General features: G+C 60.6%; 12 protein-coding genes and 2 riboswitches. Of the genes, 5 read left to right on the plus strand and 7 right to left on the minus strand.

Annotated features, from left to right (window positions below):
- Positions 1 to 170: 170 nt before the first annotated feature.
- The 5 genes from ACHZBF_RS16050 to gcvT form a co-directional block, all read right to left on the minus strand.
- Positions 171 to 539, minus strand: coding sequence for a diacylglycerol kinase (locus ACHZBF_RS16050; RefSeq protein WP_273440110.1), 369 nt, complete (start codon positions 537 to 539; stop codon positions 171 to 173).
- Positions 540 to 1,994, minus strand: coding sequence for an aminomethyl-transferring glycine dehydrogenase subunit GcvPB (gene gcvPB / locus ACHZBF_RS16055; RefSeq protein ID WP_321528987.1), 1,455 nt, complete (start codon positions 1,992 to 1,994; stop codon positions 540 to 542). It lies immediately after the preceding gene.
- A gap of 17 nt (positions 1,995 to 2,011) precedes the next feature.
- Positions 2,012 to 3,409, minus strand: a complete 1,398-nt coding sequence (gcvPA, locus tag ACHZBF_RS16060; RefSeq protein WP_321528988.1) for an aminomethyl-transferring glycine dehydrogenase subunit GcvPA — start codon at positions 3,407 to 3,409, stop codon at positions 2,012 to 2,014.
- A 16-nt stretch (positions 3,410 to 3,425) separates the two neighbouring features.
- The gene (gene gcvH / locus ACHZBF_RS16065) at positions 3,426 to 3,821 is read right to left on the minus strand and encodes a glycine cleavage system protein GcvH (RefSeq protein WP_029134709.1); all 396 of its coding nucleotides are present in this window, start codon (positions 3,819 to 3,821) and stop codon (positions 3,426 to 3,428) included.
- 65 nt (positions 3,822 to 3,886) lie between these two features.
- Positions 3,887 to 4,978, minus strand: a complete 1,092-nt coding sequence (gene gcvT / locus ACHZBF_RS16070) for a glycine cleavage system aminomethyltransferase GcvT (protein WP_321528989.1) — start codon at positions 4,976 to 4,978, stop codon at positions 3,887 to 3,889.
- A gap of 82 nt (positions 4,979 to 5,060) precedes the next feature.
- Positions 5,061 to 5,156: riboswitch (glycine riboswitch) on the minus strand.
- Positions 5,157 to 5,171: 15 nt separating this feature from the next.
- A riboswitch (glycine riboswitch) is annotated at positions 5,172 to 5,259 on the minus strand.
- A gap of 311 nt (positions 5,260 to 5,570) precedes the next feature.
- Here gcvT and ACHZBF_RS16075 point away from each other — a divergent pair.
- The 3 genes from ACHZBF_RS16075 to ACHZBF_RS16085 all read left to right on the plus strand — a co-directional run bounded on the left by ACHZBF_RS16075 (position 5,571) and on the right by ACHZBF_RS16085 (position 9,432).
- Complete coding sequence (locus ACHZBF_RS16075; protein ID WP_321529396.1) at positions 5,571 to 6,587, plus strand: Fe(3+) ABC transporter substrate-binding protein; 1,017 nt, start codon at positions 5,571 to 5,573, stop codon at positions 6,585 to 6,587.
- 135 nt (positions 6,588 to 6,722) lie between these two features.
- A complete protein-coding gene (locus tag ACHZBF_RS16080) occupies positions 6,723 to 8,396 on the plus strand; it encodes an ABC transporter permease (protein ID WP_029134706.1) in 1,674 nt (557 codons plus the stop codon).
- Positions 8,371 to 9,432 (plus strand): ABC transporter ATP-binding protein, encoded by a 1,062-nt coding sequence (locus ACHZBF_RS16085; RefSeq protein ID WP_029134705.1) that lies wholly within the window; start codon positions 8,371 to 8,373, stop codon positions 9,430 to 9,432. Before ACHZBF_RS16080 ends, ACHZBF_RS16085 begins: the two co-directional genes overlap by 26 nt.
- Before the next feature lie 20 nt (positions 9,433 to 9,452).
- Here the strand turns inward: ACHZBF_RS16085 and pepP are convergent, their stop codons facing one another.
- Complete coding sequence (gene pepP / locus ACHZBF_RS16090) at positions 9,453 to 10,760, minus strand: Xaa-Pro aminopeptidase (RefSeq protein WP_029134704.1); 1,308 nt, start codon at positions 10,758 to 10,760, stop codon at positions 9,453 to 9,455.
- Positions 10,757 to 11,311, minus strand: coding sequence for a UPF0149 family protein (locus ACHZBF_RS16095; protein ID WP_273440120.1), 555 nt, complete (start codon positions 11,309 to 11,311; stop codon positions 10,757 to 10,759). Before ACHZBF_RS16095 ends, pepP begins: the two co-directional genes overlap by 4 nt.
- 141 nt (positions 11,312 to 11,452) lie before the next feature.
- Between ACHZBF_RS16095 and ACHZBF_RS16100 the strand changes: the two genes are divergently transcribed.
- Both ACHZBF_RS16100 and ACHZBF_RS16105 read left to right on the plus strand, forming a co-directional pair.
- Positions 11,453 to 11,683: a TIGR02449 family protein gene (locus ACHZBF_RS16100; protein WP_051302637.1), complete on the plus strand. Its 231-nt coding sequence runs from the start codon at positions 11,453 to 11,455 to the stop codon at positions 11,681 to 11,683.
- 73 nt (positions 11,684 to 11,756) lie between these two features.
- Complete coding sequence (locus ACHZBF_RS16105; protein ID WP_273440122.1) at positions 11,757 to 12,071, plus strand: cell division protein ZapA; 315 nt, start codon at positions 11,757 to 11,759, stop codon at positions 12,069 to 12,071.
- The last annotated feature ends 28 nt before the right edge of the window (positions 12,072 to 12,099 follow it).

Genomic DNA, 12,099 nt, shown 5'->3' on the forward strand with positions numbered 1-12,099 from the left:
TCCTTCCTCCATTAGTATTATTCAAGCCGGGGATTCTACACCGATCGGCTTAGGGCTGTGTAGAAACTGCCAGCGGGAACACGGCCTGACAATGATCTAGATCAGATGGGGGATTTGCAAAAGAGTAAAACCGCGTCCAGTTATTGCAGGCCATCCTGTATGGCGGCCTCTCACCAGCGGGGATACAGGATCAGCAGCCAGGTAACGATGCCCATCACAATGGCCAGGAACACCGCAGCCGAACCGATATCCTTGGCCCGTCCCGAGAGTTCATGCTGTTCGCCACCAAAGCGATCCACCACCGCCTCGATGGCGGAATTGAGCAGTTCCACCAACAGCACCAGCAACAGGCTCCCGACCAGCAGAGCCCGCTCAACCCCGTTCTGGCCCAAATAGAGCGCCGGCGGCAGCAGCACAATCAGCCCCAGCAGCTCCTGCCGGAACGCGGCCTCATGCCGCCAACAGGCCCCGAATCCGGCCATGGAGTAGCCACCGGCATTAATAATACGACGAATGCCGGTGGCCTTCTGGTTGGCCATTTAATGAGCCCCCGGCCGCCAGGCCAGATCCAGTTCGCGCGCCGCCTTGACGTCATCCAGACGTTTCACCGGCAAGGTATAGGGCGCCCCCTTGACCATCACGGGATCTTCCTTCGCCTCCGCCAGAATACGGCCCATGGCATCGATAAATCCATCCAGCGTCGCCTTGTCTTCAGTCTCGGTTGGTTCAATCAACAGACACTCCGGTACCAGCAGCGGAAAATAGGTGGTGGGTGCGTGAAAGCCGTAATCCAGCAGACGTTTGGCGAAGTCCATGGTATTGACCCCCAGCTCCCTGGCCTGTTTTTTCAGGGTGATAATGAACTCATGGGTAGCACGACGCTGTGGATAGGCCGCCTGAAATCCGATCGACTGCAACTGCTTCAGCATATAGTTGGCGTTCAGGGTGGAGAACTCGGCCACCCGTGGCATCCCCTCACGACCCAGCATCCGGGCATAGACGTAGGCGCGCAGCAACACCCCGGCGTTACCGGCAAAGGCGGTCAGGCGGCCGATACTCTCGGGGCAATCCTGTTCCGTGAGCCAGCGGTAGTGATCACCGTCCAGGGTCACCATCGGCACCGGCAGATAGGGCACCAGACGCTCGCTCACGCCCACCGGGCCCGCCCCCGGTCCGCCACCGCCATGCGGCGTGGAGAAGGTTTTGTGCAGGTTCATGTGGATGACGTCAAAGCCCATGGTACCGGGACGGACCTTGCCGAGGATGGCATTCAGGTTGGCCCCATCGTAATAGAGCAGCCCGCCCGCTTCATGCACCGTTTTCGCTATGGCTTCGATTTTTCGATCAAATACCCCCAGCGTGGAGGGATTGGTCAACATGATGCCGGCCGTCTGTGGGCCGACCACCGCCTTCAGCGCTTCCAGATCCACATCGCCATCCGGCCCGGTGGGGATCTCGCGCACCTTGTAGCCGCACATTACCGCCGTCGCCGGGTTGGTGCCATGGGCCGCATCCGGCGCCAGGATCTCGCAGCGGGCGCTATCGCCCCGCGCCTCATGGTAGGCGCGGATCATGGCCACCCCGGCAAACTCACCCTGGGCACCGGCCGCGGGACTGAGCGACACCGCCTTCATGCCGGTCACTTCACGCAGCATCTCCTGCAACTCGTACAGGCAGGCCATAAAGCCCTGGCTATGGCTCTCCGGCGCCTCCGGATGGCGCGACACCAGCCCCGGCAGACTGGCCAGACTGTTGCAGGCGCGCGGGTTGTACTTCATGGTACAGGAACCCAGGGGATAGAACTGGGTATCGATGGAGAAATTCTTGCGCGACAGGCGGGTGTAATGCCGCACCGCCTGCATCTCGGAGACTTCCGGCAGGGCGGCAGACCGTTTGCGCCGAAACTGCTCGGGAAGGCCGCTGACATCCGCCTTGTCGAGAGGCGACTGCGCCGAGGCATAGCGTCCGCTTTTGGATTGTTCAAAAATTAGCATGCTGCAGATTCTCCAGATTACTCTTTCGGTACCAGACCACAGGTGACACCACCCTGCAGCTGGATTACCCGGGCCAGTTTCTCGGCATAGGCGGCGATCTCGTCTTCGGTCCGCTTTTCGGTGGCGCAGACCAGGATGGCATCGCCCAGTTCCGGGTAGTCGCGCGACAGATCCAGTCCCCCCAGCACATTGTGGGCCGCCAGGGAACGCAACACACTGCCTGCCGGCGCCGGCAATCGCAGCACCCGCTCATGGAAGGCAGGCCGATCAAACAGCGGCGTCACCCCGGGAATAGCGCCCAGGGCGTCTACCAGTTTACCGGTATTCCCAAAACAGGCGGCCGCCGCCCGTTCCAGGCCCTCACTGCCCAGCAGCGCCATGTGGATGGTCGCCGCAGTGACCATCAGACCCTGATTGGTACAGATGTTCGAGGTCGCCTTGGAGCGGCGGATATGCTGTTCACGGGCCTGCAGGGTCAGGGTATAGCCCACCTTGCCATCCAGATCTTCGGTACGCCCGATAATGCGCCCCGGCATCTGCCGCACCTGTGCCTGTTTGCAGCAGAGGAAGCCGAAGTAGGGACCACCGGAGGAGAGCGGCGCACCCAGCGGCTGTCCCTCGCCACAGCAGATGTCGGCACCCTGCTCGCCCCACTCTCCCGGCGGGGTCAGTAGCGCCAGGGCCAGGGGGTTGACCACGCCAATCGCCAGGGCGCCGTTGGCATGCGCCCAGTCGGTCAGGGCGTCCACCTCCTCGAGCACCCCGAAGAAATTGGGCTGGGGGATGACCAGCGCGGCGAAATCCTCGCCCTGATACTGTTCCAGCACGGCTGGGTCAGTATGTCCGCCCTGTGGGTCGAACGGCAGCTCCACCAGCTCGATCTGCTGGTTTTTGACAATATTGCGCACCACCCGTCGATAGGCCGGATGCACCGTTCTGGGCATCAGGATGCGCTTGGATCTGGACTTGCGATTGGCTCGCACCGCCATCAACACCGCCTCGGCCAGGGCCGAGGCACCGTCATAGAGCGAGGCGTTGGAGACGTCCATGCCGGTCAGCGCCACCATCATGGACTGGAACTCATACAGCAGTTGCAGCGTGCCCTGGCTCGCCTCGGCCTGGTAGGGCGTGTAGGCGGTGTAATACTCGCCCCGGGTGGTGATCTGCCAGACCGCCGCCGGTATATGGTGATCGTAGGCACCGGCCCCCAGGAAGCAGACCGGCTGCCCATCCTGGAGTGCGCGCTTGTTCATCAGATGGTCAATCTCCATCTCTGACAACGCGCTGGGTATGGCATCCAGCTGGGAGAGTCGCAGGCTGGCCGGGATCTCATCGAACAGGTCATCGATGGAGGCAGCACCAATGGCTGCCAGCATCTCCTGCACCTCTTCTTCTGTATGGGGGATAAATGGCATGTCTCTCTGAGCCCTCTCAGTGTTCTTCCGATTCCATCACTTCGCTATAGGCATCGGCATCCAGTAGGTCGTCCAGCTCGGCCGGAGCGGAGAGCTTGACCTGAAACAGCCAGCCATCACCAAAGGCGTCCTGATTGACCGTCTCGGGTGCATCCGCCAGGGCCTCATTGATCGCTATCACTTCACCGGACACCGGGCTGTACACATCGGATGCGGCCTTGACCGATTCCACCACGGCGCACTCACTGCCGGCATCGACCGTGTCACCCACCTCGGGCAGTTCAACAAAAACCAGATCACCCAGCAACTCCTGGGCATGCTCGGTGATGCCGACAAACACCGTGCCATCCTCTTCATCACGTACCCACTCGTGACTTTTGGCGTATTTCAGATCATTGGGTACATTGCTCATCTCTAGACCCTCGCTAGTTGCTAATCAGGTTGTTATTTTGAAATTTTCCGCTTATCGGCCGGCGCTTAAAGCTCGACCCGTATCTTGCCATTGCGTACAAACGGGGGACGCACCAGCCTGGCCGGAATCCGCTTGCCCCGGATCTCCACCTCACACTGTCCGGCCACTTCCGCGGATACCCGCGCCAGGGCAATGGATTTCTCCAGTGTAGGCGCAAATCCGCCAGAGGTGATCTCCCCGACCTCCCGATCTGCGACAAAGAGCTTCTGATGGTCGCGCAGCACACCCCGGCCGATCAATACCAGACCGACAAACTGGCGATTGGCGGGATCGCCCCTGCGTGCCTCAATGGCAGGGCGGCCGATAAAATCCCGATTAGCCGGTTCCCAGGCGATGGTCCAGTTCAGGCCCGCCTCAAGGGGCGAGATGGTTTCGTCCATATCGGACCCGTACAGGTTCATGCCGGCCTCCAGGCGCAGCGTATCCCGTGCGCCCAGGCCACAGGGTTGCACGCCGGCATCCGCCAGCGCCTGCCAGAAGCCAACCGCCTCGCTCTCCGGCACCACCACTTCAAAGCCATCCTCGCCAGTATAACCGGTTCGCCCGACAAACCAGTCGGCCGCGGTCGCCGCGAAGAAGGGTTGAAGGTTGGCCGCCGCCTCGCGCAGCCCTTCCGGCAACAGTGGCAGCGCCTTGTGTCGCGCATGGGGACCCTGCACCGCGATCATCGCCAGGTCATGGCGTGGCTTGACGGTAACGCCAAAGGCCGGACTCTGCTGTTTCAGCCAGGCAACATCCTTCTCGGTAGTACCGGCATTGACCACCATGCGAAACCAGGTTTCATTCATAAAATAGACGATCAGGTCATCGATGACGCCACCCTGCTCGTTCAGCATGCAGCTGTAAAGGGCCTTGCCCGGCTGCTGCAGACGCTCCACATCGTTGGCCAGCAGGTGGCGCAGGAAAGCGCGCACCCGGTCACCCGTGAGATCCACCACGGTCATGTGACAGACATCGAACATGCCGGCATCCCGGCGCACGGCATGATGCTCTTCCAGCTGCGACCCGTAGTGCAGCGGCATGTCCCAGCCACCGAAGGGGACAATTCGTGCACCCATCTGATTATGGGTATCAAAAAGGATGGTTCTGTTTCCCATGGGATTCTCCACCAGTCAAAAACAAGGCCGCACTCGGCCGTCTCCGGGCAAAAAAAAGGGCGGCGCAGGAGATCACACCCTGCGCCGCCCCTCTGTCCTGAACCTGAGAGTTTGAAACCGAGATCATCGGTCCCTGCCCCGTCGGTGGGCCTGACGGCCACTCTCCAGAGTCAACCCGGAAGGAGACACCCCTCCCCACACTGCGGTCCTTCTGCCTGAGCGATTCCGGACGGTTTGCGCCTTCGGCGTCGGCCAAGGCCGATCTCTCCCACAGTGGTTTGGATTGAGTTGTCGACTATACCTGTTGAATACTCCTTTGCCAATAACGGCAGCCAGACCGGCGAATCACTCAACGGGCGCCCTGTGCCGGGCCTCGTCCGCCACATCCTGCCCAACCAACGGGGCAGGCAATGGGTATAGACCGGAGGCAGGGATATGCCCGCCAAAACCCGCTCTGACACCAACTTCCAGTCACCTTAATCGCCATTTTACAACAGCGCCTTTTGAATCAATACGACAACGTCTATTGAAAATACGAATGATTCTTAATAGAATGCGCATCAATAACCAACAACCCCTGGAGATCCAACCGATGAACATCCGCTCCAAGCTAGCTCTCTTCGCCACCGCCATTGCCCTCTGCAGCAACGCACTGGCGGCGGAGGTGAATGTCTACTCAGCCCGCAAGGAGGCCCTGATCAAGCCACTGCTGGACCAGTTCACCAGCGAAAGTGGCATCAAGGTCAATCTGGTCACCGGCAAGGCGGATGCCCTGTTGAAGCGACTGACAACCGAGGGCGCCAACTCCCCGGCTGACCTGTTTATCACCACCGATGCCGGGCGCCTGCATCGCGCCAAGGAAGCCGATGTGCTGCAACCAGCCTCCAGCGAAACCCTCAACGCCGCCATCCCGGCCAGCTACCGTGATCCCGAGGGGTACTGGTACGGACTCTCTGTAAGGGCCCGTGTGATCACCTATATCAAGGACCGGGTGGATCCAAAACAGCTCTCGACCTACGAGGCCCTGGCGGATGAGCAATGGAAAGGCCGCATCTGCATTCGCGGCTCCGGTAACATCTACAACCAGTCACTGGTAGCCTCCATGATTGCGGCAGATGGCGAGGCTACCACACAGCAGTGGGCCGACGGCTTCGTGAAGAATTTTGCCCGTGACCCCAAGGGGGGTGATCGGGACCAGGTGAAGGCGGCAGCAGCCGGCGTCTGTGATCTGGCGATCGTGAACACCTACTACCTGGGCGCCATGATCAACAGCAAGGACGAAAACGAACAGGCGGCCGCCGCCAAGGTTGCACTTTTCTGGCCCAACCAGAATGACCGGGGCGCCCATGTCAATGTCAGTGGCGCCGGCGTGACCCGCTCCGCCAAGAACAAGGAAGCGGCGGTCAAGTTGCTGGAGTTCCTCGCCAGCGAAAAGGCCCAGGGCTGGTACGCCAGCGTCAATCAGGAGTATCCGGTACGACCGGAAGTGGAGTGGTCCGAGACCCTGAAGCAGTGGGGAACCTTCAAGGCCGATACGCTCAACCTCTCACTGCTGGGCGAGAACAACCCGGCCGCGGTTCGGCTGATGGACCGGGCCGGCTGGAAATAAATCCTGCGGCAGGCGCGACCGGGCTGCTATTGCACAATCGCGCCGAACCCCAGAGAATAACCTCCCGCGTCTCAGCGCCATCCACAACGGGTGGCGTTGAGTTTTTGTTTCAGTCATTCCGGTAGCGGTGAACCCGTGGCATCTGGCAACTACAGGAGAGCGACAGCACCACTGTCATGGCGGCTCGGCATTATCGGCACGGCCCTGTTGCTGGCCATGCCGGTGCTGGTGGTTGCCAGCTATGCGCTGATCCCGGCCGGCGCGGTGTGGCGACACCTGGCCGACACCGTGCTGACCGACTACGTCAGCAACTCCCTGCTGCTGATGCTGGAAGTGACCATCGGCACCTTGCTGATCGGCGTCTCCACCGCCTGGCTTACCACCATGTGCCGCTTCCCCGGCCGCAGCGTTTTTGAGTGGGCACTGCTGCTACCCATGGCAATGCCCGCCTATATAATAGCCTACACCTACACCGGCATGTTCGATGTGGCCGGACCGGTTCAGACGGCACTGCGCGAAGGCCTCGGCCTGCACTACGGCGAGTACTGGTTTCCGGAAATCCGCTCGCTCTGGGGCGCGGGCGGCATGCTGTCACTGACCCTCTATCCCTATGTCTACCTGCTCTCCCGTGCCGCCTTTCTGGAGCAGTCGGTCTGTGTCCTGGAGGTGAGCCGTTCGCTCGGCAACGGCCCCTGGCGCACCTTCTTTCGGGTGGCCCTGCCGCTCGCCAGACCCGCTGTCGTCGCCGGCCTGAGCCTGGCGCTGATGGAGACCCTGGCCGACTACGGCACGGTGCAGTATTTCGGCATCGGCACCTTTACCACCGGCATCTTCCGCACCTGGTTCGGCATGGATGACAGCGCCGCCGCCGCCCAACTCTCCACCGCGCTGTTGCTGTTTGTCTTTACCCTGGTGCTGCTGGAACGCTGGTCCCGGCGCAAGATGCGCTATCACCACTCCAGCCAGCGCCACCAGTCCCTGCCCGGCTTTGTGCTGAAAGGACGGCAGAAACTCGGTGCCCTGCTGATCTGTTCCACCACCCTGTTTCTGGGTTTCCTGCTGCCCGCCGGCCAACTGCTGTGGTGGGCGATTGAAACACGGGAGATGATCGACCGTGAGTTCCTGCAACTGATACTCCACACGGTCGGGCTGGCCGCCGGTACCGCACTGCTCGCCCTGCTACTGGCTCTGCTGATGGGTTACGGCCGCCGGCTCAGTTCCGACCGGGGCACCGTTGCCGCCGTCAGAGTCGCCGGGATGGGATACGCGGTTCCCGGCACGGTGATTGCGGTCGGCGTCATGCTGCCGCTGGCCTGGATCGACAACAGCCTCGACAGCTGGCTGCGCGCGCGCTTCGGCATCTCCAGCGGACTGCTGCTGAGCGGCACCCTGGTGGCGCTGGTTTTCGCTTACCTGGTACGCTTTCTGGCGGTCTCGCTGCAGACGGTGGAAGCGGGGCTGGGCAAGATCAAGCAGAGCATTGACGAAAGCGCCCGCACCCTGGGTGCCTCACCGGGACAGGTCCTGCACAGGGTCCACCTGCCGATGCTGAAAGGAAGCCTGCTCACCGCCCTGCTGCTGGTCTTCGTGGATGTCATGAAGGAGCTGCCCGCCACCCTGGTGCTGCGCCCCTTCAACTTCAACACCCTGGCGGTCAGGGCCTTTGAGCTGGCCTCGGACGAACGGCTGCGGGATTCCGCCAGTGCCGCCCTGACCATAGTCCTGGCGGGAATCATTCCGGTGATCCTGCTGAGCCGCTCAATACGCAATTCGAGAGAGAAGCATGACCTATCGACTGGAACTGAATGAGGCGTCGATCGCCTTCGGCACCACCGAGGTGGTCAAGCGAGTCAGCCTCAAACTGCGCGAAGGCGACATTGGCTGCCTGCTGGGCCCCAGTGGCTGCGGCAAAACCACGCTGCTGCGAGCGATTGCCGGATTCGAACCGCTGCGTCAGGGCAGCATCGCCCTGCATGGGAAAGTGGTCTGCGACACACAGCACATGATTGCGCCGGAGCAGCGCCGGGTGGGCATGGTGTTTCAGGACTTCGCCCTGTTTCCCCATCTCAGCGTGGCCGAGAATATCGGCTTTGGCCTGCGCGGGCGGACGGCCCAGGCAAAACAGGCGAGAATTGCAGAGCTGCTGACGCTGGTCGGCCTGACCGATGCCGCACAGCAGCATCCACATCAGCTGTCCGGCGGACAGCAGCAGCGGATTGCCCTGGCCCGGGCCATGGCCCCCCGCCCGGAAATCCTGCTGCTGGATGAGCCGTTCTCCGCTCTCGACCCTGAGCTGCGCGGACAGCTGGCCAGCGAAGTGCGCACACTGCTGAAACAGGATGGCATCACCGCTATCCTGGTGACCCACGACCAGACCGAGGCCTTCACCATGGCCGACCAGATCGGCGTCATGAACCAGGGTGAGCTGCATCAGTGGGACAGCGGCTACAACCTTTACCACCATCCAGCCACTACCTTCGTGGCTGATTTCGTCGGGCGGGGCGCCCTGTTCGCCATAAAGGTGGCCGACCGGAACAGCATCGACACCCCCTTTGGACGGCTGAGTGGGAAGCTGCCCAATGGAGTCCGGCCCGGCACCGGTCTGCAGCTGCTGATTCGCCCCGATGATATCCACCTGACCACCAAGCAGGATGGGATCTATGCCCGCATCAATGATCGTCTGTTCCAGGGCGCTGAGTATCTCTACACCCTGCAACTGGAGAGCGGAGACCGCTTTCAGTGTCTCGCCCCCAGCCATCAGCAGCATGCTATCGGCGACACCGTCACCCTGAAACTGGATATGCAGGACCTGGTACTGTTTTCAGACGACGGGCAGGCGCTCTAGACATTCGCGAAGCCGGCGATTCACCCCGCCATCAGCGCCTCGATCTCCTCCACCGACTTGGGCACATCCTTGGAGAGAATGTCATGTCCGTCCTTGGTCACCAGCACGTCGTCCTCGATCCGGATACCGATATTCCACCACTTTTTGGCCACCCCTTTTGAACCCGCCGGAATATACAGGCCCGGCTCCACCGTCAGCACCATGCCCGGCTCCAGCAGGCGCCACTTGCCATCGATCTTGTAGTCCCCCACATCGTGCACATCCATACCCAGCCAGTGGCCGGCGCGGTGCATGTAGAAAGGCCTGTAGGCCTCTTTTTTAATCAGGCTGGAGACACGTCCCTTGAGTATGCCCAGTTCAACCAGCCCCTTGGTGATCACCTTCACGACCGCGTCATGGGGATCATTCCAGTGGTTGCCCGGGCGCACCTGCTCGATGGCCGCCGCCTGGGATTTGAGCACCAGCTCATAAAGCGCCTTCTGCTCCGGTGAGAACCGACCATTCACCGGAAAGGTGCGGGTGATATCGGAGGCGTAATACTCATACTCGCAGCCGGCATCAATCAGCAACAGGTCGCCCGATTGCAACTCGGCAGAATTCTCCACATAGTGCAGGATACAGCCGTTGGCCCCACCACCAACAATGGGCGTATAGGCCTGAAAGCGCCCGCCCTGGCGAGCACACTCATGAACCAGCTCCGCCTCCACCTGCCACTCCATCAGTCCGGGACGGCAGAACTGCATGGCGCGCCTGTGTGCCTTGGCGGAAATCTTGGCGGCGGTACGCATCGCCTTGATCTCGGAACGGCTCTTGTACAGGCGCATGTCGTGCAGATAGTGATCCAGCGCGACAAACTCAAGCGGGCCATGCACGCCGGCACGCCCCTGATTCCGAATAGTGCTGATCCACTCCGACAGCTGCTTGTCCAGTTCATGGTTACAGCCCATGGCATAGAACACCCGCTCACTCTGCTCGATCATGCGCGGCAGGATGTCATTCAGATCGCCAATCGGAAAAGAGTCATCCGCATCATACAGTTCGCAGGCCCCCTCCTGTCCGGCGCGCCGGCCGTTCCATGTCTCCTTCTCCAGATCCCGGTCACGACAAAACAGCACGTACTCCGCCTGCTTGCGCCCGGGGATCAACACCGCCACTGCCTCCGGTTCCGGAAATCCGGTAAGGTAGTAAAAATCGCTGTCCGGTCGATAAGGGTAGTCGGCATCACGATTGCGTATCGCCACCGGAGCGGACGGCAGAATGGCAATACTGCCCGGCCCCATCATGCGCATCAGCTGGCTGCGCCGCCGCTTGAATTCAGCGCGGGTCATGAACGTTCCGTCTCATCAGCAACCATCTCCGAATGTACCAGCATGGCCGCCACCCAGATGAATTCGGTAACTTCCATCAGCGCCTCCTCATCCTCCTCACCAGGGTTCAGCTGATCCAGGTCCATGCGGGTGATCTCGGTCAGCGAACCCAGTGCATCCTGGGTCTCCGCTGAAAACTGGTGACTGGATGAGAGTCCAGCCACCCCGATACCATAGAGAAAACCCTGACACCAATCCGTTACCGCCCGGGCACGCTGCTTGAGCGGTTTCTCATCATCCGGCAGAAACGGCGTAAAACCCAGCCCCGGGCCCTGTACCGCGGCCAGGGTCGCATCATGCAGTCTCTTGAGTGACTCGGCACACTCACGCACCAGCAGATCGGTCGCCTGCGCTTCCGTGAACAGTTCACCAAACCAGCGCGCCTGGGCATCCTCACGACCGGTGCAGATCAGCCCACATAAAATGCCATGCACCTCCGCACCGCTGCTTTCAATGTCGGCCGAGGCCATCTGCCGCTCAACACGTTCATAATCTAAACTGCTATCACTCATGGGAAACCTGTCTCAAGGGATCTGGAAAAACCGGAACAATGTCACTGGCGCTGCATTATCCAATACCATATTGCCCTAATAATAGTATCATGCCAGCGGATAACGTTGACCGACACGATGGCTCACTCTATATTGGACCGTATGAACGCGAACGACCTCAACTCCACCACGGAACTGGACCTCAAACGGCTTGAATCACAAGTGGATCAGCTGATCCGCACAATTGAGCGGCTGAGTGAGGAGAACAGTAATCTACGCGGCAAACAGCAGGAGCTGATGTCGGAAAGAGCAGAGTTGATCGAGAAGACCGAGCTGGCCCGTAGCCGGGTCGAAGCGATGATCTCCCGGTTACGGGCCATCGAGACCGGCTGACAAACAATCAAGCCAGGGCCACACTTCCAAACTGAAAGCCTCAAAACCTATAAATAATTCCTGGGTATAAACCGTGATCGAAAACAGCATCCCCGTTATCGTGCGCATACTGGACAAGGAGTATCGAGTTGCCTGCAACCAGGGTGAGGAGGATAGCCTGATCGCCGCCGCACGCCTGGTGGACCAGAAAATGCGAGAGATCCGCTCAAGCGGCAAGGTGTTGGGAACAGACAGGATTGCGGTAATGGCATCACTCAATCTCGCGCATGAACTGCTGGAAAAACAGAATCACAAGGATGATGTTAATGGCAGTATCAACACACGCCTGCGCAATATGCAGCAAAAGATTGACGCGGCTCTTAGTAAGGAAAATCGGCTGGATCTTTAAACCCAATAGAGTTAGCCTGTCCTCACAG

The sequence above is a fragment of the Sedimenticola selenatireducens genome (assembly GCF_963675335.2).
Taxonomy (GTDB): Bacteria; Pseudomonadota; Gammaproteobacteria; order Chromatiales; family Chromatiaceae; genus Sedimenticola; species Sedimenticola selenatireducens.

Coding starts and splice junctions, on each gene's coding strand:
- ACHZBF_RS16050 (WP_273440110.1), bottom strand. CDS start 539: ATGGCCAACCAGAAGGCCACCGGCATTCGTCGTATTATTAATGCCGGT.
- gcvPB (WP_321528987.1), bottom strand. CDS start 1,994: ATGCTAATTTTTGAACAATCCAAAAGCGGACGCTATGCCTCGGCGCAG.
- gcvPA (WP_321528988.1), bottom strand. CDS start 3,409: ATGCCATTTATCCCCCATACAGAAGAAGAGGTGCAGGAGATGCTGGCA.
- gcvH (WP_029134709.1), bottom strand. CDS start 3,821: ATGAGCAATGTACCCAATGATCTGAAATACGCCAAAAGTCACGAGTGG.
- gcvT (WP_321528989.1), bottom strand. CDS start 4,978: ATGGGAAACAGAACCATCCTTTTTGATACCCATAATCAGATGGGTGCA.
- ACHZBF_RS16075 (WP_321529396.1), top strand. CDS start 5,571: ATGAACATCCGCTCCAAGCTAGCTCTCTTCGCCACCGCCATTGCCCTC.
- ACHZBF_RS16085 (WP_029134705.1), top strand. CDS start 8,371: ATGACCTATCGACTGGAACTGAATGAGGCGTCGATCGCCTTCGGCACC.
- pepP (WP_029134704.1), bottom strand. CDS start 10,760: ATGACCCGCGCTGAATTCAAGCGGCGGCGCAGCCAGCTGATGCGCATG.
- ACHZBF_RS16095 (WP_273440120.1), bottom strand. CDS start 11,311: ATGAGTGATAGCAGTTTAGATTATGAACGTGTTGAGCGGCAGATGGCC.
- ACHZBF_RS16100 (WP_051302637.1), top strand. CDS start 11,453: ATGAACGCGAACGACCTCAACTCCACCACGGAACTGGACCTCAAACGG.